Genomic DNA, 21,877 nt, shown 5'->3' with positions numbered 1-21,877 from the left:
GCGGCCCCCCGCGCCCCCCCCCGCCCCCGGGCCCCCCCGCGGCGCGCCGCCGCGCGGGGGGCGGGGGGGGGGCCGGCGCCGCGCCGGGGCGCGCCCCCCCCCGCCCCCCGCCCCCCCCCCCCGGGGCCCCCCCCGGGCCCCCGCGGCACCCCCGGATCAGGCCCCGTCCACGCCAGCGTGGGCGGGGCCTGATCCGTCGGCGGGACCAGCCCGTCGCGTCGGCGCGCGCCCCCGGGGGAGTCCCCGGCGCGGCGCGTTCGTTAGACTTGCCGGAGTTCTCCGCGCCCACGCCTGTGCGCGGACCCAGGACCGAGCTCCGCCCCACCACCCCCCGCCGCCGGATGCCGGTCGGACCCAGTCTCTAGGAGGACATGTGCTCAGCGCTTTCGGACGGGCGTTGCGAACCCCCGACTTGCGACGCAAGCTGGGGTTCACCCTCGCCCTCATCGTGCTCTACCGCCTGGGCACGTTCATCCCGGCGCCGGGCGTCGACTACGGCAACGTGCAGCAGTGCCTGGAACTGGGGTCCACCACGGGCGGCGTGTACGACATGGTGAACCTCTTCAGCGGCGGCGCCCTGCTGCAGCTGTCGGTCTTCGCCCTGGGCGTGATGCCCTACATCACAGCGAGCATCATCGTGCAGCTGCTGCGCGTGGTCATCCCGCGCTTCCAGGAGCTGCACGAGGAGGGCGCGCAGGGACAGACGCAGCTGACCCAGTACACCCGCTACCTGACCATCGGCCTCGCGCTGCTCAACGCCACCACGGTGGTCTCGCTCGCCCGGTCCGGGGCCCTGCTGGGGGACTGCCCCCTGCCGATCATCCCCGAGGACACCTGGCTGACCGTGCTGATCATCATCATCACCATGACCGCCGGCACGGCGATCATCATGTGGCTGGGGGAGCGGATCACGGAGAAGGGCGTGGGCAACGGCATGTCGCTGCTCATCTTCACCTCCATCGCCGCGACCTTCCCGTCCGCCCTCGGCGAGATCCTGCGGACCCGGGGCTGGGGCGTGTTCCTCTCGGTGCTGGCCGTGGGGCTCGTGGTGATCACCTGCGTGGTCTTCGTGGAGCAGTCCCAGCGCCGCGTGCCCGTGCAGTACGCCAAGCGGATGGTGGGCCGGCGCACCATCGGCGGCACCACCACCTACATCCCGCTCAAGGTCAACATGGCCGGCGTCATCCCCATCATCTTCGCCTCCTCGATGCTGATGCTGCCCGGCATGCTCGCCCAGTTCGGGATGCCGGACGACGGCACGGACATCCCCGGCTGGGTGAACTGGATCAACAGCTACCTCGTCACCGGCGACCACCCCGTGTACATGGTGATGTACTTCCTGATGATCGTGTTCTTCACGTACTTCTACGTGTCGATCACCTTCAACCCGGAGGAGGTCTCCAACAACATGAAGCGCTACGGCGGCTTCATCCCGGGGATCCGCGCCGGCCGGCCCACCGAGAAGTACCTTGCCTACGTGCTCAGCCGGATCACGTTCCCGGGCGCCCTGTACCTGGGCATCGTGTCGATGATCCCGCTCGTGGCACTCGTGCTGATCGACGCCAACCAGAACTTCCCGTTCGGCGGGCCGTCGCTGCTCATCATGGTGGGCGTGGGCCTGGACACGGTGAAGCAGATCGAGGCCCAGCTGCAGCAGCGCAACTACGAGGGGCTGCTGCGCTGACCGGCGCCCCGTGCGCCCCGCGCCGGGGCGCCCGGGACGTCCCGATAGACTGTGACCGCAGCCACCACCGACCGCAAGGAGACTTCATGACCCGCATGCTCATCATCGGCCCCCCCGGCGCAGGCAAGGGCACGCAGGCCGTGCGCATCTCGGAGCAGCTCGGCATCCCGGCGATCTCCACCGGGGACATCTTCCGGGCGAACATCAAGGGCCGGACCGCGCTGGGCGAGGAGGCCAAGAGCTACATCGACGCCGGCGACCTCGTCCCGGACTCGGTGACCAACCGGATGGTGCGCGAGCGGCTCGCCGAGACGGACACGGCCGACGGCTTCCTGCTCGACGGCTACCCGCGCAACGCCGCGCAGGTGGAGGAGCTCGACGCCATCCTCGCCGAGCTGGGGCAGGAGCTCGACGTCGTGCTGAAGCTGACCGCCGACCGCGACGAGCTCGTCCAGCGGCTCCTCGGGCGCGCCCAGAAGGAGGGGCGCACCGACGACACCGAAGCGGTCATCCGGCACCGTCTCGACGTGTACGACGCGGAGACCGCCGCGGTCGTCGACGTCTACGACCGGCGCGGCATCGTCCGCGAGGTCGACGGCCTGGGGACCGTCGACGAAGTCTCCCGGCGGATCATGAGCGCGCTGTCCTGACGCACCGTCCCGCACCACCGACGCCGTGACACCCCCGGACACCCCCGGGGGTCTCACGTTTAACCCACCACAGCCGCGAGCTCCCCACCCGGAGCGGCTCGGAAGGAAGACCGCATGTTCGGCCGCCGCCGGATCGAGTACAAGACCAACGCCCAGCTGCGCGCCATGCAGCGCGCCGGGGTGGTGACCTCGCGCGCCCTCGACGCCGCCGTGGCGGCCGCCGTGCCCGGCGCGACCACCGCGTCCCTCGACGACGTCTTCCGCTCGGTGCTCGACGAGCACGGGGCGAGCTCCAACTTCCTCGGCTACTTCGGCTATCCCGCCGCGGTGTGCGTGTCCGTCAACGAGGTCGTGGTGCACGGCATCCCCGGGGAGCAGGTGCTGCAGGAGGGGGACATCCTCTCCGTGGACGGCGGGGCGATCGTCGACGGCTGGCACGGGGACTCGGCGCGCACCGTGCTGCTGGGCCGCCCCGACCCCGCCGACGCCGAGCTCTCCGACGTCACCCGCCGCGCCATGTGGCACGGCATCGCCGCGGCGGCGACCGGCACCCACGTCGGCGACATCGGCGCGGCCGTGGAGGACTACGTGCGGAAGGCCTCCGGGCACCGCTTCGGGATCCTCGAGGAGTACGTGGGCCACGGCATCGGCTCCAAGATGCACATGGCCCCCGACGTGCTCAACTTCCGCAGCACCGACCGCGGCCCCCGCCTGCGCGCCGGGATGGCGCTGGCCATCGAGCCGATGCTCGTGCGCGGCGGGATCGGCACCCGCGTGCTCGACGACGAGTGGACCGTGGTCACCACGGACGGGGCCCGCTCGAGCCAGTGGGAGCACTCCGTGGCCCTGCACGCCGACGGCGTCTGGGTGCTCACGGCCGAGGACGGCGGGGCCTCGGAGCTCGAGCCCCTCGGCGTGCGCCCCGTCCCGATCCCGGAGGACCTGCCGTGAGCGCCCGCCCCCCGACCGTCCAGGACCCGCGACCCGGCGAGGAGAACACCGTGGCCCAGCAGCCGCAGCAGACCACCACGACCCGCACGCCCGTCGAGCTCACCGTGAAGCCGCGGCCCGGCCAGCTGACCTTCGCCGCGCCGCGCCGCGGGAAGCCCCCGCGCCACCTCGCCGACTTCGACATGGCGGGCCGCCGGCAGTTCCTCGCCGAGCTGGGCCACCAGCCCTTCCGGGCGGGCCAGCTCTCCCGGCACTACTTCGACCGGTTCGCCACCGCGCCGGAGGACATGACCGACCTGCCCGCCGCGGGGCGGGAGGAGCTCGTGTCCCAGGCCCTGCCGCCGCTGCTGACGACCGTGCGCAGCCTGGAGGCCGACCAGGGCGCCACCGTCAAGAACGTGCACCGGTGCTTCGACGGGGCCACCGTGGAGTCCGTGCTGATGCGCTACACCAACCGGGTCACCATGTGCATCTCCTCGCAGGCCGGGTGCGGCATGAACTGTCCCTTCTGCGCGACCGGCCAGGCGGGACTGACCCGCAACCTCTCGACCGCGGAGATGGTCGAGCAGGTCGTGCAGGGGGCCCGGATGCTCCGCGGCGGGCGCGTCGGGCGGGCCGAGCAGGAGCCGCTGCGGGTCTCGAACATCGTCTTCATGGGCATGGGGGAGGCCCTGGCCAACTACAAGGCGTCGATCGGGGCGATCCACCGCCTCATCGACCCGTCCCCGGAGGGCCTCGGGATCTCCGCCCGCGGGATCACCATGTCCACCGTGGGCCTCGTGCCCGGCATCCGGAAGTTCACCCAGGAGAAGCTGCCGGTCACCCTGGCGCTGTCCCTGCACGCCCCCGACGACGAGCTGCGGGACGAGCTCATTCCGATCAACACCCGTTGGAAGGTCGACGAGGCCCTCGACGCGGCCTACGAGTACTACCAGGCCACCGGCCGGCGGGTCTCGATCGAGTACGCCCTGATCCGGGACATCAACGACCACGGGTGGCGGGCCGACCTGCTCGGGGAGAAGCTCAACGCCCGCGGCGGGGGCTGGGTCCACGTGAACCCGATCCCGCTCAACCCGACGCCGGGCTCCAAGTGGACCGCGTCCCGGCCGGGCGTGGAGCAGAACTTCGTGGAGCGGCTGCGCGCCCACGGCATCCCCACCACCGTGCGGGACACCCGCGGCTCCGACATCGACGGGGCCTGCGGGCAGCTCGCCGCGACCGTCTGAGCGCCGTCGCCCCCGGTCCGCCGGATCCGGCCGGGCCCCCGGGGCCGCCTCCCGCGTTGCGGGAGGCGGCCCCGATCCCGTAGAGTGTCCTGTTGGTTGTCTGTGCTCCAGCGATTCCGCACTCATCGGACCGCGCCGACCCTCACCGTGCACCACGAACGGTGATGGTGCACGCGTACGGGTCCGCGGCGGCGTTTAACGACGATGTACACCCGAAACCCTGCCCGCCGCCCCGGCGGGGGGCACCTGAAGTTAGCGGAGGATATGGCCAAGAAAGACGGAGTCATCGAGATCGAAGGCACTGTGGTCGAGGCTCTGCCCAACGCGATGTTCCGCGTTGAGCTGAACAACGGTCACCTGGTCCTCGCCCACATCTCCGGGAAGATGCGACAGCACTACATCCGGATCCTCCCCGAGGACCGCGTGGTGGTGGAGCTCAGCCCGTACGACCTCACTCGCGGTCGTATCGTCTACCGCTACAAGTAGGACCGGCGGCCGTCCGGGCCGCACACCACTCGAGAGAACGACGCGAAGGAATGCGATGAAGGTCCAACCGAGCGTGAAGCCGATCTGCGACAAGTGCAAGGTGATCCGCCGCAACGGGCGGGTCATGGTGATCTGCGAGAACCCGCGCCACAAACAGCGTCAGGGCTGAGAGGCCCCGACCACCCCACGCAAGTGGATCGACATAGGCACCGCTCCCGACCGGAGAGATCCAGGCGGGCGCCCCCGGTACAGAGGCCGGGGACCGGCGCACGGACATGACGTCCCCGACCGGACAGCGATGCTCCAGACCTCTGGAACAGCACAAGGAGAACCGCCGATATGGCTCGTCTCGCAGGCGTCGACCTTCCCCGTGAGAAGCGGTTGGAGATCGCGCTCACCTACATCTACGGCGTGGGACGCACCCGCGCGCTGGCCACCCTGGACGCCACCGGCATCTCGGGCGACCTGCGCGTGCGCGAACTCACCGACGCCCAGCTCGTGGAGCTGCGCGACTACATCGAGGACAACTACAAGGTTGAGGGTGACCTCCGGCGCGAGGTGGCCGCCGACATCCGCCGCAAGGTCGAGATCGGCAGCTACCAGGGCATCCGGCACCGCCGCGGCCTGCCGGTGCACGGTCAGCGCACCAAGACCAACGCCCGCACCCGCAAGGGTCCGAAGCGCACGGTCGCCGGCAAGAAGAAGTAGCCCGCTGCCGCCCGCGCGCCGGGACCCCACGGTCCCCCGGGCGGCCCACCACCACTCTTCACCGCTCTTCAAAACTTTGTAGGAGATTTCCATGCCCCCGAAGACTCGCGCGACGGCTGCCCGCAAGCCGCGTCGCAAGGACAAGAAGAACGTCACCCAGGGCCAGGCCCACATCAAGTCGACGTTCAACAACACCATCGTCACCATCACCGATCCCTCCGGCGCCGTCCTGTCCTGGTCCTCCGCCGGCGAGATGGGTTTCAAGGGCTCTCGCAAGTCCACCCCCTTCGCGGCCCAGATGGCCGCCGAGGCCGCCGCCAAGCGCGCGCAGGAGCACGGCATGCGCAAGGTCGACGTGTTCGTCAAGGGCCCGGGCTCCGGGCGCGAGACCGCCATCCGCTCCCTGCAGGCCACCGGCCTCGAGGTCGGCTCCATCTCGGACGTCACCCCGAGCGCGCACAACGGTTGCCGCCCGCCGAAGCGCCGCCGCGTCTGATGTGAGCACGCGCACCGGGACCCCGCGGGGTCCCGGTGCGCGTGCCGACAACGGACCGGGCACCGGTCCGCACCCATCAACTGTTTTCCACCATTTGCGCGCGTCATATAGCGGATGCCCGCTGAAAGGAAACATCAGTGCTCATCGCACAGCGCCCCACCCTCTCTGAAGAGGTCGTGGCCGACAACCGGTCCCGCTTCGTGATCGAACCGCTCGAGCCCGGCTTCGGCTACACCCTCGGCAACTCCCTCCGCCGCACCCTCCTGTCCTCGATCCCCGGTGCTGCCGTGACCAGCATCCGGCTCGACGGGGTGCTCCACGAGTTCTCCACCGTGGAGGGCGTCAAGGAGGACGTCTCCGAGGTCATCCTCAACATCAAGAAGCTCGCCGTCTCCTCGGAGCAGGACGAGCCCGTCGTCGCCTACCTGCGCAAGCAGGGCCCCGGCGTCGTCACCGCGGCGGACATCACGGCCCCCGCCGGTGTGGAGATCCACAACCCGGACCTGCACATCGCGACCCTCAACGCGAAGGGCCAGCTCGAGCTCGAGCTGACCATCGAGCGCGGGCGCGGCTACGTCTCCGCCGCCCAGAACAAGGCCGGGGACGCGGAGATCGGGCGCATCCCGGTCGACTCGATCTACTCGCCCGTCCTGAAGGTGACCTTCCGCGTGGAGGCCACCCGCGTGGAGCAGCGCACCGACTTCGACAAGCTGGTCCTGGACGTGGAGACCAAGGAGGCCATCACCCCGCGTGACGCCGTGGCCTCCGCCGGCACGACCCTGGTCGAGCTGTTCGGTCTCGCCCGGGAGCTCAACACGGCCGCCGAGGGCATCGAGATCGGGCCCTCGCCGACCGACGCCGCGATGGCGGCCGACATGGCGCTGCCCATCGAGGACCTCGAGCTCACCGTGCGGTCCTACAACTGCCTCAAGCGCGAGGGCATCCACACCGTGGGTGAGCTCGTGGGCCGTTCCGAGGCGGACCTGATGGACATCCGCAACTTCGGCGCCAAGTCGATCGACGAGGTCAAGGCCAAGCTCGTCGACCTCGGGCTGTCCCTCAAGGACTCGCCCCCCGGCTTCGACCTCGCCGCTCGCGCCGCCGCGATCGACGACGAGAACCCGTTCGACGACGACGACCACTAGTCCTTCCCGCTGAAGTCCCACCGGCCGCCCGGCACGGACGGGACGAACTTCCAGGAGATCAACAACCATGCCTACTCCCACCAAGGGACCCCGCCTCGGAGGCGGACCCGCGCACGAGCGCCTGATGCTGGCGAACCTGTCGCAGCAGCTGTTCGAGCACAAGCGCATCACCACCACCGTGACGAAGGCGAAGCGGATGCGTCCCTACGCCGAGCGCCTGATCACCTTCGCCAAGCGCGGTGACCTGGCCGCCCGCCGTCGTGTGCTGGCGCAGCTGAGCGACAAGTCCGTGGTGCACGAGCTGTTCACGACCATCGCCTCGGCGATGGAGGACCGCAACGGCGGCTACACCCGGATCACGAAGATCGGCAACCGCAAGGGCGACAACGCCCCCATGGCCGTGATCGAGCTCGTGATGGAGCCCGTCGCGACCAAGGCGACCGTCGCGGAGGCCGAGCGCGCCACCGAGAAGGCCGCCCCGGCCCCCGCCGCCCCGGTCGACACCCCGGCCGACTCCACCGCCGGTGAGGTCGCCGCCGAGGAGATCCCCGCCGACGAGCAGGCCCCCGAGGTCGGCTCCGAGCAGGCCGCCGAGGTCGCCGCCGAGAACACCGACGCGGAGTTCCCCGGCTCGCACGCCCCGCTCGAGTCCGGCGAGGCCCCCGAGGGCTTCGAGGTCAAGGGCAACAAGAACTCGATGAAGTACCACGTGCCCGGCTCGCGCTGGTACACGGGGACCACCGCCGAGATCTGGTTCGACTCCCCGGCCAACGCCGAGGCCGCCGGCTTCCAGCCGGCCGGTGGCGCCGCCGCGCAGAAGATGCGCTGACCGGGCCCGCTCGGACAGACACCGTGACGCCGCCGGGGACCTGGTCCCCGGCGGCGTCGTCGTGCCCGCCGACCCCCTGACCACATCCCAGGAGCACCCCCAGGAGCTGAGCATGAGCCCGTCCGTCCCCGCCGTGCGCGTGCGGATCGACCTCGCCTACGACGGCGCGCCGTTCTCCGGGTGGGCCCGGCAGCCGGGGCTGCCCACCGTCCAGGGGGCCCTGGAGGACGCCCTCGCCGTGCTGGTCCGCCGGGACGTGCGGGTCGCGGTGGCCGGGCGGACGGACACGGGCGTGCACGCGCGCGGCCAGGTGGTGCACCTGGACCTCGCGCCGGCGGAGTGGGCCGCGCTGGCCCGCGGCCGGGACGAGGACCCGGCGCTCGCCCTCGAGCGCCGCCTGACCGGGGCGCTGGCGCACGTCCTGGGCCGCGGCCGCCGGGAACGGGGGCTGCCGGAGTGCCCGGGGGCGGTGGTCGTCCGCCGCGCGAGCGCCGCCCCGGCCGGCTTCGACGCCCGCTTCTCCGCCGTCTCCCGCCGGTACAGCTACCGGATCGACGACGGCGCGGCGGGCCGGGACCCGCTGACCCGGCACCTGACGTGGTGGTCGAAGGACGTGCTCGACGTCCCTGTGATGGCCGGGGCGGTGCGGGAGCTGGTGGGCCTGCACGACTTCCTGTCCTTCTGCCGCCCGCGCGAGGGCGCCACCACGGTGCGGGAGGTCCTGGACTTGTCCGTCGCCCGGGACCCCGGCGGGCTGGTGGTGCTGGAGATCGAGGCGGACGCCTTCTGCCACCACATGGTCCGCTCCGTCGTCGGCGCGGCCGCGCGCGTGGGCGCGGGCCGCGAGGACCCCGACTGGCTCGGCCGGCGGCTCGCGGAGCGGGTCCGGGACGCCCGGGTGCTGATGGCCCCGGCGCACGCCCTCGTGCTCGAGGAGGTCCGCTACCCGGGGGACGCCGCCCTGGGGGAGCGGGCCGAGCGCACCCGGGCGCTGCGCGATCCCGTGGGTCCCCGCCGGCCGCCCCGGGACGGGGACGGGCCGGCGGGCGCCGGCGGTCCGGGCCGCCCGCGGGGAGATTGACCGCCGGATCCTCCGGGTGTATGGCCCGAGTGGTCAACGGCCGCTCCATCCGGTAACGTGGGGTGCTGTTGTGCGTGTCCCGCCTCGGTTCACGTGTACCCGGATCCGCCGTCCAGTTGCAGGACGCATGGCGGTCCGGTGCACCGGGGTCTCGGGCACCGGATGCAGCTCGGCCCTCACCCGAGCCCCGGACGGCACACCGAGAAACGGCGTGATCCCAACTAGCGCCACCGAGATAACCCGAACGAAGGCAAACTAACGTGCGTACGTACACCCCGAAGCCCGGTGACATCCAGCGCCAGTGGCACGTCATCGATGCCACCGACGTCGTCCTGGGTCGTCTTGCCAGCCAGACCGCAACGCTGCTGCGCGGAAAGCACAAGCCGACCTTTGCTCCCCACGTGGACGCCGGTGATTTCGTCATCATCATCAACGCCGAGAAGGTGGCCCTGACCGGCTCCAAGCTCGAGAAGAAGCGGGCCTACCGCCACTCCGGCTACCCGGGCGGGCTCAAGTCCAGCTCCTACGCCGAGCTGCTGGAGAAGCACCCGGTCCGCGCCGTGGAGAAGGCCATCCGTGGCATGCTCCCGAAGAACAAGCTGGCCGCCCAGCAGATGTCCAAGCTCAAGGTCTACGCCGGCCCGGAGCACCCGCACGGTGCCCAGCAGCCGCAGACCTTCGAGTTCACCCAGGTCGCCCAGTAACCGGGCCTACGACAGAAACTAGCGAGGAACATCGTGGCTCAGAATACTGAAGAGCAGAACATCGTGGACGGCGAGGAGCAGCTGAGCAGCTACACCTCCGAGTCCGCCCCCGCCGAGGAGACCGAGGTCGCCGCCGAGCGCCCGGCCCTGACCGTCTCCGGCCAGGCCGTCGGCCGCCGCAAGGAGGCCGTGGCCCGCGTGCGCGTCGTCCCCGGCTCCGGCCAGTGGACCGTGAACGGCCGCACCCTGGAGAACTACTTCCCGAACAAGCTGCACCAGCAGGAGGTCAACGACCCCTTCAAGGTGCTCGAGCTCGAGGGCGCCTACGACGTCATCGCCCGCATCCACGGCGGCGGCCCCTCCGGCCAGGCCGGCGCCCTGCGCCACGGCGTGGCGCGCGCGCTGAACGAGATCGACGTGGAGAACAACCGCCCGACCCTCAAGAAGGCCGGCTTCCTGACGCGCGACCCGCGCGTCATCGAGCGCAAGAAGGCCGGGCTCAAGAAGGCCCGCAAGGCCCCGCAGTACTCGAAGCGCTGATCGGAGGGCCGTCCCGGCCCGCCCTCGGCCCCACGGACCCCGTCCGACCCGGTGCACCCCGGGTCCCGGACGGGGTCCGTTCGTTAACGCCCGCCTGCCGCCGTCCGGGGCGCGGGGAACGTAGGATGGGGGGCGATGTCTAGATTATTCGGAACGGACGGCGTGCGCGGGCTCGCGAACGACCTCCTCACAGCCAACATGACCCTGGACCTGGCCCAGGCGGCCGCGATCGTGCTCGGCCACGGCCACGCACGCGAGGGGCGGCGCCCCACGGCGGTCGTCGCGAGGGACGGCCGCGCCAGCGGGGAGTTCCTCAGCGCGGCCGTCACCGCGGGCCTGGCCGGGTCGGGCGTGGACGTCCACGACGCCGGCGTCCTGCCGACCCCCGCGCTGGCCTACCTCGTGGCGGACGTCGACGCCGACTTCGGCGTGATGATCTCCGCCTCGCACAACCCGGCCCCCGACAACGGGATCAAGTTCCTGGCCCACGGCGGGCGGAAGCTGCCCGACCGGGTGGAGGACGAGATCCAGCAGGTCTACGAGTCCGGGGACTTCCGGCGCCCCACCGGCGCCGGCGTCGGGCGCATCCACCTGCTCACGGACGCGGAGGACCGCTACGTCCTGCACCTCGTGGGCGCCATCCCGCACCGGCTGGAGGGGCTGCGCGTGGTCCTGGACTGCGCCAACGGCGCGGCCAGCGGGGTGTCCCCGGACGCGTTCCGCGGCGCGGGCGCCGAGGTGCACGTCATCGGCGCGGAGCCCGACGGCCTGAACATCAACGACGGCTGCGGCTCGACCCACCTGGAGCCCCTCCGGCGGGCCGTCGTCGAGCTCGGCGCCGACCTCGGGATCGCGCACGACGGCGACGCCGACCGCTGCCTCGCCGTGGACGCCACGGGCCGGGAGGTGGACGGGGACCAGATCATGGCGATCCTGGCCCTGGCGCTCAAGGACGCGGGCCGGCTCGTGGACGACACGCTCGTGGCCACCGTGATGAGCAACCTCGGGCTCAAGCTCGCCCTGCGCGAGGCCGGGATCGACGTGCGCGAGACCGCCGTGGGGGACCGCTACGTCCTCGAGACGATGACCGAGCACGGGTACAACCTGGGCGGCGAGCAGTCCGGCCACGTCATCATGTCCGACTTCGCCACCACCGGCGACGGGCTGCTGACCGGGCTGATGCTGGCCTCGCGCGTGGCCCAGACCCGTGCGCCGCTCGCGGACCTGGCCCGGGTCATGACGCGGCTGCCGCAGGTGCTGCTCAACGTGCGCGGCGTGGACCGCGCCGCGGTGGGCTCCAACCCCGGGGTGCAGGCCGCCGTCGCGGAGGTCGAGCAGCGCCTCGGCGAGACGGGCCGCGTGCTGCTGCGGCCCTCGGGGACCGAGCCCGTGGTCCGCGTGATGGTCGAGGCGGCGTCCGAGGACGTCGCCCGGGCCGAGACGGAGTTCCTCGCCGCCGTGGTGGAGCGCGAGCTGGCCCTGACCGTCTGAGCCGCTCGGCCCGCCCGGGACGCGAGGGAGGCCCGCACCGTGATCACGGCGCGGGCCTCCGGCGCGTCCCGGGCGGGATCAGGTGCGCCGGTGCAGGGCGTCGCGGATCTCGGTGAGCAGCTGCACCTGGGCGTCGGCCTCCTCCTCGGCCGGGTCGACGCCGAGGCGGCGGTTGCGGGCCTCGATCATCCTGTTCATGGGCAGCACGATCGCGAAGTACACGGCGGCGGCCACGAGCAGAAAGTTCACGAGCGCGGTGAGCAGGACGCCGAACCGGACGTCGTTGCCGTTGACGGTGAGCACCGCGAAGGAGTCGAAGTTCGGCGAACCGACCAGCGCGGAGATGAGCGGCATCAGCACCGCCTCGACCATGGCGTTGACCACCTGGGCGAAGGCCGCGCCGATGATCACGGCCACGGCCAGGTCCAGCACGTTGCCCTTCATGATGAATTCCTTGAACCCCTTGAGCATGCTCACAGCGTAGAGGGTGACCGCCGGGCCGGGGCGCCGGGACGCGGGCAACGGCCCCGCACGCGGGGCCGGTCACGGGCCGGGGTCAGCCGGCGGCGGGCCCGTAGTCCGGGGCCGGCGGCAGGCCCGAGAACTCCTCGAGCGTGGCCGCGCCCGAGCGCACCAGCTCCCGGGCCCGCTCCGGGTCCAGGTAGCGCAGGTGCCACGGCTCGTACCAGTAGCCGGTGGTGCCGTGCTCGCCCCACGGGTAGCGGACCACGAAGCCGTGCTCCGGCCCGTGCTCGGCCACCCACGCGGCGGCGGCCGTGCCGTCGAAGCACACCTGCAGGTCGCACCCGGAGCCGTCGCCGACGTCCACGGCCAGGCCCGTCTGGTGCTCCGAGTGGCCCGGCCGGGCGGACGCCGTGTCGGCGGCCGCGCGGCCCTTCCGCGCGACCCACCCGGCGTACGTGCCGGACTGCTCGGCGAAGGAGCGGTAGCCCGACACGATCCGGATCGGCACGCCGTCCGCCCGGGCCGCGGCGAGCAGCCCCCGCGCCGCGGCGGCCGCCTCGGGGCGCAGGAGGTGCCCCTCGACGTCCTCGAGCGCGGCGGGGGCCCAGTCCGGCGGGTCCAGGGGCCGCCGCTTGTTGACCACCACGGCGAGCGAGGCGGGGTCGTCGAGGTCGGGACCCGCACCCGGCTCCGCGGCGGGACCGGTGCCCGGTGCTGTCGTCGCCGCACCGGGCGGAGGCGCCGCGGCGGAGGGGGCCGAACCGGAGGGGGCGGGGCCGGAGGACGCCGGGCCGGAATGAGCCGGGCCGGAGGACGCCGGGACGGAGGGCGCGGCGGCGGCCGGTGGGGTCCCGGCGGGCTCCGGGGGAGCGCCCCCGGGATCCGGCGCGCACCCGGTCACGAGCAGCACGGCGGCCAGCAGGAGGGCGCCGGTGCGCGGGGCGCCCATCAGTTCTTGCGCAGGAGCACGCGCCGGATGGAGTGGTCGGAGTCCTTGGAGAGGATCAGCCGGGCGCGGCCGCGCGTCGGCTGCACGTTCTCGATCAGGTTCGGCTCGTTGATCCGCCGCCAGATGCCGGTGGCGGTGGCCACGGCCCCGTCGTCGGAGAGGTCGGCGTAGCGGTGGAAGTAGGACCCGGGGTCGGCGAAGGCCGAGTAGCGCAGGGCCTGGAAGCGCTCCACGTACCACCGCTCGATGTCCCCGGGCCGGGCGTCCACGTAGATCGAGAAGTCGAAGAAGTCGCTCAGCGCCAGCGCCGCCCGGTCCCCGGGGCCCACCTTGGCGGGGGCGAGGACGTTGAGCCCCTCGATGATGACCACGTCCGGGCGGGTCACCACGATCTCCTCGCCGGGCAGGATGTCGTAGCTGTGGTGCGAGTACCGGGGGGCCCGCACCTCGGGGGCGCCCGACTTGATCTTCGCGACGAAGCGCAGCAGGGCGCGCCGGTCGTAGGACTCCGGGAACCCCTTGCGGTCCATGAGCCCGCGGCGCTGGAGCTCCGCGTTGGGGTACAGGAACCCGTCCGTGGTGATGAGCTGCACGTTGGGGGTGGACGGCCACCGGGACAGCAGCTCGCGCAGGAGCCGGGCGGTGGTGGACTTGCCGGCGGCCACGGACCCGGCGATGCCGATCACGAACGGCGTCCGGGCGTGCTCCTCGCCCAGGAAGGCGTTGGTCGAGGCGTTGAGCCGGTTCGAGGACTCGTCGTAGAGGGTCAGCAGCCGCGAGAGGGGGAGGTACACCTCGCGCACCTCCTCGACGTCGAGCCGGTCGCCGAGGCCGCGCAGGTTCTCGATCTCCCGGGAGGTGAGCGGGACGTCGATCTCGTGGGAGAGCCGCGACCAGGTCTGCCGGTCGAGCTCCACGAAGGGCGAGGTGCGGTCGCTCAGCGTAGATGCGGTCATCGACCACAGTCTAGACCGAGCCCGGACGCGTGCGGCGAACGGCAGACAGGCGCGGTACCCGGGTGTAGATTTGGTCTCGACCGGGCACCGGCTGTGATCTGCCTCACAGTGGCACGCTGTGCGGGCGCTCCGCCGGAGGAGCACCACCTCGTTCGAGAGTCAGGACAGCACCATGGCGACGGCAACGACCTCAGACACCACAGCACCGGCGGGAGGGCGGTCGACGGCCGCCCGCGCGCACGTCCAGCGGTTCGGCACGTTCCTGTCGGGGATGATCATGCCCAACATCGGGGCGTTCATCGCCTGGGGCCTGATCACCGCGTTCTTCATCGAGGCGGGCTTCACCCCGTTCGGCCCGCTGGGCGGGTTCGGCGAGAACGCCGAGGGCGAGCCGTACACGGGCCTGGTGGGCCCGATGATCACCTACCTGCTGCCGCTGCTCATCGCCTACACGGGCGGGCGGATGGTCTACGACGTCCGCGGCGGCGTGGTCGGGGCGATCGCCACGATGGGCGTGATCGTGGGCACCGACATCCCCATGTTCATCGGCGCGATGCTCATGGGCCCGCTCACCGCGTGGCTGATGAAGAAGGTCGACAGCATCTGGGACGGCAAGATCAAGCCCGGCTTCGAGATGCTGGTGAACAACTTCTCGGCCGGCATCCTGGCCGCCCTCATGGCCATCTTCGGCTTCTTCCTGGTGGGCCCCGCCGTGCTGGCCTTCTCCAACGCGGCCGCGGCCGCGGTGGACTTCCTGGTGACCCGGGGGCTGCTGCCGCTGACCTCGATCCTGATCGAGCCCGCGAAGGTCCTGTTCCTGAACAACGCGATCAACCACGGCATCCTCACCCCGCTCGGCACCGCCCAGGCCCTGGAGCAGGGCAAGTCCATCCTCTTCCTGCTCGAGGCCAACCCCGGTCCCGGCCTGGGCATCCTGCTGGCCTACACGGTCTTCGGCCGCGGCGCGGCGCGGGCCTCGGCCCCCGGCGCGGCGCTGATCCACTTCGTGGGCGGGATCCACGAGATCTACTTCCCGTACGTGCTGATGAAGCCGGCGCTGATCCTGGCGGCGATCGCCGGCGGCATGACCGGGGTCTTCACCCTGACCCTGTTCGACGCCGGCCTGCGCGCCCCGGCCGCCCCGGGCTCGATCATCGCCGTCTTCGCACAGGCCACCACCGACAGCTACGTGGGGGTGGCGATCGCGGTGACGGCGGCGACCGCGGTGTCCTTCTTCGTGGCCTCGATCATCCTGAAGGCCTCCAAGGACAAGGGCGAGGGGGACCTCACGGAGGCCACCTCCCGGATGGAGACCATGAAGGGCAAGAAGTCCTCCGTGGCCTCCTCGGTGGTCGGCACCAGCGGCGGCGCGGACACCGGCGGGGACAGCGCCCGCGAGCTGGCCGAGGGCGGACCGGTGCAGCGCATCGTGTTCGCGTGCGACGCCGGCATGGGCTCCTCCGCGATGGGCGCCTCGGTGCTGCGGAACAAGGTCAAGGCGGCCGGCTTCGGCGACGTCAAGGTCACCAACGCGGCGATCGCCAACCTCACCGACGACTTCGACATCGTGGTCACCCACCAGGACCTGGCCACCCGCGCCCGGCCCAAGGTGCCCAGCGCCTCGGTGGTGACCGTGGACAACTTCATGGGCAGCCCCCGCTACGACGAGATCGTCGAGGCCGTGCAGCAGCGCAACGGCGCCACCGTCCCGGCGGGAGCGGGCGGCGCGGCGGCGCCGGCCGCCGCCGGGAGCGAGCCCGCCGGCGGTGACGCCGTGGCGGAGCCGGACGAGGACGCCGGCGCGTCCGGGGCCCCGATCCTCACCAAGGACCGGATCGTGATGGACGGCGGCGCGCAGAACGCCGGGCAGGCCATCGACGAGGCCGGAGGCCTGCTCGTGGCCGCCGGCGCCGTGACCGACGAGTACGTGACCTCCATGCACGAGCGCGAGGAGTCGGTGTCCACGTTCATGGGCAACGGCCTCGCCATCCCGCACGGCACCAACCAGGCGAAGGACAGCATCCGCGCCTCGGCCCTGTCGGTCGTGAAGTACCCCGAGGGGCTGGACTGGAACGGCAAGCCCGTCACCTGGGTGATCGGCATCGCCGGCAAGGACAACGAGCACCTCGCGATCCTGTCCCGGGTCGCGAAGATCTTCGGCAACAAGGAGAAGGTGCGGCAGCTCGACGAGGCGAGGACCTCCGACGAAGTGCTCGACCTGCTGGGGAAGGTGAACGACTGATGAAGTGCGTGCACTTCGGGGCCGGCAACATCGGCCGGGGCTTCGTCGGCCTGCTCATGCATCGTTCGGGCTACGAGGTCGTGTTCGCCGACGTGGCGGCCCCCCTGATCGACGCGCTGGCGTCGACCCCCAGCTACACGGTGCACGAGGTCGGCGCCGGCTCCCGCGACACGGTCGTCGAGGGGTACCGGGCGGTCAACTCGGCGGACGACCCGGAGGCCGTGGTCGCGGAGATCGCCACGGCGGACGTGGTCACCACCGCGGTGGGCGCGCACATCCTGAGGTTCGTGGCGCCCCTCGTGGCGCGCGGCATTGCCGCGCGCCCGGACGGCGCCGCGCCCGTGGCGGTCATGGCGTGCGAGAACGCCTTGTCCGCCACGGACCTGCTCGCGGAGGCCGTCCGCGCCGAGTACGACGGCGAGGACCTCGACCGGCGGGCGGTGTTCGCGAACACCGCCGTGGACCGGATCGTGCCCCAGCAGGACGGCGGCGGGCTCGACGTGGTGGTGGAGCAGTTCCACGAGTGGGTCATCGACCGCACCCCCTTCGCGGGGCGGGAACCGGTCATCGAGGGGGCGACGTACGTCGACGACCTCGTGCCCTACATCGAGCGCAAGCTGTTCACCGTCAACACCGGCCACGCCGCGTGCGCGTACTTCGGCTACCGCGCCGGCCGGCACCGCATCGCGGAGGCGATCGCCGACCCCGGGATCCGGGAACGGGTCGCCGCGGCGCTCGCGGAGACGCAGGCACTGCTCGTCGCCAAGCACGGGTTCGACGAGCAGGAGCACGCCCGGTACGTCGCGAAGATCCTCGACCGCTTCGCCAACGAGCACCTCCCGGACACCGTCGAGCGCGTGGGCCGCGCCCCGCTGCGCAAGCTCGGCCGGCACGAGCGCTTCGTGGGCCCGGCCGCCGAGCTGGCCGAACGCGGCCTGGGCACCGACGGGCTGCGCGCGGCCGTGGCCGCCGCCCTGCGCTTCGACCCGGCCGACGACCCGGAGGCCGTCCGGCTCGGCGAGATCCTCGGCACGCTGGCCCCGGCCGACGCCGTCCGGGAGATCACGGGGCTGGACCCCGGGCACCCGCTCTTCCCGCCGCTCGAGGACCTGGTGGCCGACGCGGCCCGGGAGCGCCGGGGCTGACCGAGCCCCACGGAAGGGCCCACAGGCGGGCCGGGCCCTGTCCCCAGAAGAGACGGGAACACGGCGCGGCCCGCCCGGTCCCGCACGCCCGGCCGGGCGGAATCCATGCGGTACTGTGAAGCGCATGTGTGGAATTGTTGGATATGTGGGCCCCTCCTCCCAGCGGACGGACGAGCGCGGCACCGGCTCCGGGCACGACGCCCTGGACGTGCTCGTGGAGGGCCTGCGGCGCCTCGAGTACCGCGGCTACGACTCCGCGGGAGTGGCCGTGGTCTCGGACGGCACCGTCGGCTTCCGCAAGAAGGCCGGCAAGCTGCTGAACCTCGAGCAGGAGCTGCTCGACAGCCCGCTGCCCCGCGCCACGACCGGCATCGGGCACACCCGCTGGGCCACCCACGGCGGGCCCTCGGACGTCAACGCCCACCCGCACGTCGTGGACGGCGGCCGGCTCGCCGTGATCCACAACGGCATCATCGAGAACTTCGCCGAGATCAAGCGCGAGCTGGTCGAGAAGGGCCACGCGTTCGTCTCGGAGACCGACACCGAGGTCGCGGCCGTGCTCCTGGCCGACACCTACAACGACCTCGGCGACCAGGACCTCACCGCCGCCATGCAGGTCGCGTGCCGCCGGCTGGAGGGGGCGTTCACGCTCCTGGCCGTGCACGTCGACCACCCCGGGCGCGTCGTCGCGGCCCGGCGCAACTCCCCGCTGGTGCTCGGGCTCGGCGAGGGCGAGAACTTCCTCGGCTCCGACGTCTCCGGGTTCATCGACTACACGCGCGATGCCGTGGAGCTGGGCCAGGACCAGGTCGTGTCCATCACGGCCGACGACTACGAGATCACCGACTTCCACGGCAACCGCGCCGACGGCAAGCCGTTCCGGGTGCTGTGGGACGCGGCCGCCGCCGAGAAGGGCGGCTTCCCGTCCTTCATGGAGAAGGAGATCAACGAGCAGCCCTCCGCCGTGGAGCAGACGCTCATGGGCCGCACCGACCCCGACGGCAACCTGGTCCTCGACGAGCTGAAGATCGACGAGGCGGTGCTCCGCGCCGTGGACAAGATCGTCGTCGTCGCCTGCGGGACCGCCGCCTACGCGGGGCAGGTCGCCCGCTACGCGATCGAGCACTGGTGCCGGATCCCCACCGAGGTCGAGCTCGCGCACGAGTTCCGCTACCGGGACCCGATCGTCAACGAGCGGACCCTGGTGGTCGCCCTCTCCCAGTCGGGCGAGACCATGGACACCCTCATGGCGGTCCGGCACGCCCAGGAGCAGGGGGCCAAGGTCGTGGCCATCTGCAACACCAACGGCTCCACGATCCCGCGCGAGGCCGACGCCGCGCTCTACACCCACGCCGGCCCCGAGATCGCGGTGGCCTCGACCAAGGCGTTCCTGGCCCAGATCACCGCCGCCTACCTGCTGGGCCTGTACCTGGCCCAGCTGCGCGGCAACAAGTACAAGGACGAGATCGGGCAGATCCTCGCCGAGCTCGAGGCCATGCCGGCCAAGATACAGCAGGTCATCGACACCCAGGCCGGGATCAAGGCGCTCGCCCAGTCGATGAAGGACGCCGCGTCGGTGCTCTTCCTGGGCCGCCACGTCGGCTTCCCGGTCGCCCTCGAGGGAGCGCTCAAGCTCAAGGAGATCGCGTACATCCACGCCGAGGGCTTCGCCGCCGGCGAGCTCAAGCACGGGCCGATCGCCCTCATCGAGGAGGGGCAGCCCGTGTTCGTCATCGTCCCCTCCCCGCGCGGGCGGGACTCCCTGCACGCGAAGGTCGTCTCCAACATCCAGGAGATCCGCGCCCGCGGGGCCGTGACGATCGTCATCGCGGAGGAGGGGGACGAGGCCGTCGCCGACTACGCCAACCACATCTTCCGCGTGCCGCAGTCCCCGGTGCTGCTCCAGCCGCTGCTGACCACCGTCCCGCTGCAGATCTTCGCGTGCGAGCTGGCCTCGGCCAAGGGCTACGACGTGGACCAGCCCCGCAACCTCGCGAAGTCCGTGACCGTCGAGTAGTCCGCGCCCCTCGAGCGGTCCGCGACCGTTCCGCCGCCGGCCCGCCGCCCCGGATCCTCCCGGGCGGCGGGCCGGCGGTCGTTAGGCTGGGACCATGATCATCGGCACCGGCATCGACGTGGTGGACATCGCCCGCTTCGAGGAGCAGATCGCCCGCACCCCCGGCCTCGTGGCCCGGCTGTTCACCCCGCTCGAGCGGGACCTGCACGTCCGGTCGCTCGCGGCGCGCTTCGCGGCCAAGGAGGCGGCGGCCAAGGCGCTCAAGGCCCCGCCCGGCATGATCTGGCAGCACTGCTGGATCGAGAAGGACCCCTCCGGCGCCCCGGTGCTGTGCACCGAGGGGACGGTGGCCGAGGAGGCCCGCCGGCAGGGCATCGACCGGTGGCACCTCACCATGACGCACGACGGCGGGATCGCGATGGCCATGGTCATCGCCGAGCGCGCCGGGGACGGGGGACCGGCGTGATCGCGGCGTGGACCGGGGAGCAGGTGCGGGCGGCCGAGACGCCCTTCCTCGACCGGGGGCACGGCCCCGCCCTGATGCGGCGGGCCGCCCACGGCCTGGCCCTGGCCTGCGCGCAGCATCTGCGCGGGCGCCGGGGACGGGTCGCCGGGGCCCGCGTGCTCGTGCTCGCCGGGACCGGCAACAACGGCGGGGACGGGCTGTGGGCCGGGGCGGAGCTCGCACGCCGCGGCGCCTCCGTGCTCGCCGTGGCGGTCGGCGACCGGCTGCACCCCGAGGGCGCCGCGGCCCTGGCGGCCGCGGGGGGCCGGGTGCTGCGCGCCGGGGACGGCGGCCCCGCCCTCGGGCCGGCGGCCGAGCACGTGCTCGGCGCCGACCTCGTGCTCGACGCCGTGCTGGGCACCGGCGCCCGGGGCGGGCTGCGCGGGCTGGCGGCGGAGCTCGTCCGCACGGTCCTGGAGCGGTGGCCCCGCGAGGGGGGACCGGCGGTCGTGGCGTGCGACGTCCCCTCGGGCGTCTCCGCCGACACGGGGGCGGTGGCCGGGCCGGTCCTGCCCGCGGACCTCACCGTGACGTTCGCCGGGGCCAAGGCCGGGCTGTTCCTGCCCCCCGGGGACCGCTGGTGCGGGCAGGTGCGGACCGTGCCCCTCGGGATCGAGGACGCCCTGCCCGCCCCCGCCCTGCGCCGCCTGGAGCCCGACGACGTCGCGGCCCTGTGGCCGCGGCCGGGAGCCGCCTCCCACAAGTACTCCCGGGGCGTAGTGGGCGTCGTCGCCGGATCCCCGACCTATCCCGGGGCGGCGCTGATGTGCACGCGCGCCGCCGTGGACGCCGGCGCCGGCATGGTCCGCCACCTCGGCGACGCCGCGATCCGCTCCCTCGTGACCCTCACCAGCCCCGAGGTCGTGGCCTCCGAGGACCACCCCGACGACGTCCACGTCCAGGCGTGGGTCGTCGGCCCCGGCGCCGTGGGCGACGCCGCCCAGGAGTCGCGGATCGGCGCCGTGCTCGCGGGCGGGCTGCCGGCGGTCGTCGACGCCGGCGCGCTCGACGCGGCGGCCCGGGCCGCCGCCGACGGGATCCTCGGCCCCGGGAAGGTCCTGACCCCGCACGCCGGGGAGCTCGAACAGGTGCTCGCCTGGCTCGCCGCCCTGGGCGGCGGCGGGGAGGCCCCCGACCGGGCGGCGATCGAGGCCGAGCCCGCCCGGTGGGCGCGCGCGGCCGCGGAGGCCACCGGCGCCGTCGTCGTCCTCAAGGGCGCCACCACCCTCGTCGCGGCCCCGGACGGGACGCTGCTCTCCCAGGCCGACGGCAGCCCGTGGCTGGCCACCGCCGGCAGCGGGGACACCCTCGCGGGGATCATGGGCGCAGCGCTCGCGGGCTGCGCGGAGGACCCGGACGCCTTCGCCGCCGCGGGGGAGTGGGCGCGCGGGGAGACCCGGCTCGCGGTGGCCGCCGCCCTCGCGGTCGCCGTGCACGGCCGGGCGTCCCGGCTCGAGGGGCTCGGCCCGGTCCCGCCCACGGCGCTGTCCGCGAACGTGCGCACGGTCCTGCGCCTGGGCCCCTGAGGGCGGGTCCCGGCCCCGGCGGACCGCCCGCGGGACCCGGACGGCTCCCGGCCCCGCTAAGGTTGTACCCACTTGCCCCAT

General features: G+C 72.7%; 22 protein-coding genes. 19 read left to right on the top strand and 3 right to left on the bottom strand.

From position 1 onward, the window contains the following. Positions 1-373 precede the first annotated feature (373 nt). From secY to glmM, 14 genes are all read left to right on the top strand, one after another. Complete coding sequence (gene secY / locus ACPYN7_RS13655; RefSeq protein ID WP_058872538.1) at positions 374-1,684, top strand: preprotein translocase subunit SecY; 1,311 nt, start codon at positions 374-376, stop codon at positions 1,682-1,684. An 86-nt stretch (positions 1,685-1,770) separates the two neighbouring features. Continuing rightward, a complete protein-coding gene (locus tag ACPYN7_RS13650; RefSeq protein WP_058872539.1) occupies positions 1,771-2,334 on the top strand; it encodes an adenylate kinase in 564 nt (187 codons plus the stop codon). 114 nt (positions 2,335-2,448) lie between these two features. Beyond that, positions 2,449-3,285, top strand: coding sequence for a type I methionyl aminopeptidase (map, locus tag ACPYN7_RS13645; RefSeq protein ID WP_058872540.1), 837 nt, complete (start codon positions 2,449-2,451; stop codon positions 3,283-3,285). A 50-nt stretch (positions 3,286-3,335) separates the two neighbouring features. Further along, positions 3,336-4,511 carry a 23S rRNA (adenine(2503)-C(2))-methyltransferase RlmN gene (gene rlmN, locus ACPYN7_RS13640; RefSeq protein ID WP_368825124.1) on the top strand — a complete coding sequence of 392 codons (1,176 nt, stop codon included), beginning with the start codon at positions 3,336-3,338 and terminating at the stop codon, positions 4,509-4,511. Between the two features lie 264 nt (positions 4,512-4,775). Further along, a complete protein-coding gene (gene infA / locus ACPYN7_RS13635; RefSeq protein ID WP_017833319.1) occupies positions 4,776-4,997 on the top strand; it encodes a translation initiation factor IF-1 in 222 nt (73 codons plus the stop codon). A 55-nt stretch (positions 4,998-5,052) separates the two neighbouring features. Continuing rightward, a complete protein-coding gene (gene rpmJ, locus ACPYN7_RS13630) occupies positions 5,053-5,166 on the top strand; it encodes a 50S ribosomal protein L36 (RefSeq protein WP_017833320.1) in 114 nt (37 codons plus the stop codon). A gap of 170 nt (positions 5,167-5,336) precedes the next feature. Next, positions 5,337-5,705: a 30S ribosomal protein S13 gene (rpsM, locus tag ACPYN7_RS13625; RefSeq protein ID WP_017833321.1), complete on the top strand. Its 369-nt coding sequence runs from the start codon at positions 5,337-5,339 to the stop codon at positions 5,703-5,705. A 91-nt stretch (positions 5,706-5,796) separates the two neighbouring features. Next, the gene (rpsK, locus tag ACPYN7_RS13620; protein WP_058872541.1) at positions 5,797-6,201 is read left to right on the top strand and encodes a 30S ribosomal protein S11; all 405 of its coding nucleotides are present in this window, start codon (positions 5,797-5,799) and stop codon (positions 6,199-6,201) included. Between the two features lie 137 nt (positions 6,202-6,338). Beyond that, positions 6,339-7,346, top strand: coding sequence for a DNA-directed RNA polymerase subunit alpha (locus ACPYN7_RS13615; protein ID WP_017833323.1), 1,008 nt, complete (start codon positions 6,339-6,341; stop codon positions 7,344-7,346). A gap of 67 nt (positions 7,347-7,413) precedes the next feature. Then, positions 7,414-8,175 (top strand): 50S ribosomal protein L17, encoded by a 762-nt coding sequence (gene rplQ / locus ACPYN7_RS13610; protein WP_058872542.1) that lies wholly within the window; start codon positions 7,414-7,416, stop codon positions 8,173-8,175. 112 nt (positions 8,176-8,287) lie between these two features. Further along, on the top strand, positions 8,288-9,256 hold the full coding sequence (gene truA / locus ACPYN7_RS13605; RefSeq protein ID WP_424347987.1) for a tRNA pseudouridine(38-40) synthase TruA: 969 nt from the start codon (positions 8,288-8,290) through the stop codon (positions 9,254-9,256). 260 nt (positions 9,257-9,516) lie between these two features. Continuing rightward, positions 9,517-9,960 carry a 50S ribosomal protein L13 gene (gene rplM / locus ACPYN7_RS13600; protein WP_017833326.1) on the top strand — a complete coding sequence of 148 codons (444 nt, stop codon included), beginning with the start codon at positions 9,517-9,519 and terminating at the stop codon, positions 9,958-9,960. Between the two features lie 33 nt (positions 9,961-9,993). Further along, on the top strand, positions 9,994-10,500 hold the full coding sequence (gene rpsI / locus ACPYN7_RS13595; RefSeq protein ID WP_058872543.1) for a 30S ribosomal protein S9: 507 nt from the start codon (positions 9,994-9,996) through the stop codon (positions 10,498-10,500). Positions 10,501-10,635: 135 nt separating this feature from the next. After that, positions 10,636-11,991 (top strand): phosphoglucosamine mutase, encoded by a 1,356-nt coding sequence (gene glmM, locus ACPYN7_RS13590; protein ID WP_058872544.1) that lies wholly within the window; start codon positions 10,636-10,638, stop codon positions 11,989-11,991. A 78-nt stretch (positions 11,992-12,069) separates the two neighbouring features. On the opposite strand, the gene mscL is transcribed toward glmM, so the two are convergent. The 3 genes from mscL to coaA all read right to left on the bottom strand — a co-directional run bounded on the left by mscL (position 12,070) and on the right by coaA (position 14,361). Beyond that, positions 12,070-12,462, bottom strand: a complete 393-nt coding sequence (gene mscL, locus ACPYN7_RS13585) for a large conductance mechanosensitive channel protein MscL (protein ID WP_058872545.1) — start codon at positions 12,460-12,462, stop codon at positions 12,070-12,072. A gap of 85 nt (positions 12,463-12,547) precedes the next feature. Then, positions 12,548-13,405, bottom strand: a complete 858-nt coding sequence (locus ACPYN7_RS13580; RefSeq protein WP_424347986.1) for a M15 family metallopeptidase — start codon at positions 13,403-13,405, stop codon at positions 12,548-12,550. After that, on the bottom strand, positions 13,405-14,361 hold the full coding sequence (gene coaA / locus ACPYN7_RS13575; protein WP_058872547.1) for a type I pantothenate kinase: 957 nt from the start codon (positions 14,359-14,361) through the stop codon (positions 13,405-13,407). The genes ACPYN7_RS13580 and coaA overlap by 1 nt, the downstream gene beginning before the upstream one ends. Positions 14,362-14,533: 172 nt before the next feature. On the opposite strand from coaA, the gene ACPYN7_RS13570 reads away from it, so the two are divergent. From ACPYN7_RS13570 to ACPYN7_RS13550, 5 genes are all read left to right on the top strand, one after another. Next, positions 14,534-16,603 carry a PTS mannitol transporter subunit IICBA gene (locus ACPYN7_RS13570; protein ID WP_058872548.1) on the top strand — a complete coding sequence of 690 codons (2,070 nt, stop codon included), beginning with the start codon at positions 14,534-14,536 and terminating at the stop codon, positions 16,601-16,603. Beyond that, entirely contained in the window at positions 16,603-17,748 is a 1,146-nt protein-coding gene (locus ACPYN7_RS13565) for a mannitol-1-phosphate 5-dehydrogenase (protein WP_058872549.1), read from the top strand. The genes ACPYN7_RS13570 and ACPYN7_RS13565 overlap by 1 nt, the downstream gene beginning before the upstream one ends. Positions 17,749-17,872: 124 nt before the next feature. After that, entirely contained in the window at positions 17,873-19,765 is a 1,893-nt protein-coding gene (gene glmS, locus ACPYN7_RS13560; RefSeq protein WP_058872550.1) for a glutamine--fructose-6-phosphate transaminase (isomerizing), read from the top strand. Positions 19,766-19,859: 94 nt separating this feature from the next. Continuing rightward, on the top strand, positions 19,860-20,231 hold the full coding sequence (locus ACPYN7_RS13555; protein WP_368824723.1) for a holo-ACP synthase: 372 nt from the start codon (positions 19,860-19,862) through the stop codon (positions 20,229-20,231). Further along, positions 20,228-21,796 (top strand): NAD(P)H-hydrate epimerase, encoded by a 1,569-nt coding sequence (locus ACPYN7_RS13550; RefSeq protein ID WP_424347985.1) that lies wholly within the window; start codon positions 20,228-20,230, stop codon positions 21,794-21,796. The genes ACPYN7_RS13555 and ACPYN7_RS13550 overlap by 4 nt, the downstream gene beginning before the upstream one ends. The last annotated feature ends 81 nt before the right edge of the window (positions 21,797-21,877 follow it).

Origin of the sequence: Kocuria sp. CH-021 (assembly GCF_049716185.1) — a bacterium.
Taxonomy (GTDB): Bacteria; Actinomycetota; Actinomycetes; order Actinomycetales; family Micrococcaceae; genus Kocuria; species Kocuria cellulosilytica.
Note: the sequence above shows the minus strand (reverse complement) of the source record. Positions and strands in the feature narration are given on the sequence as shown.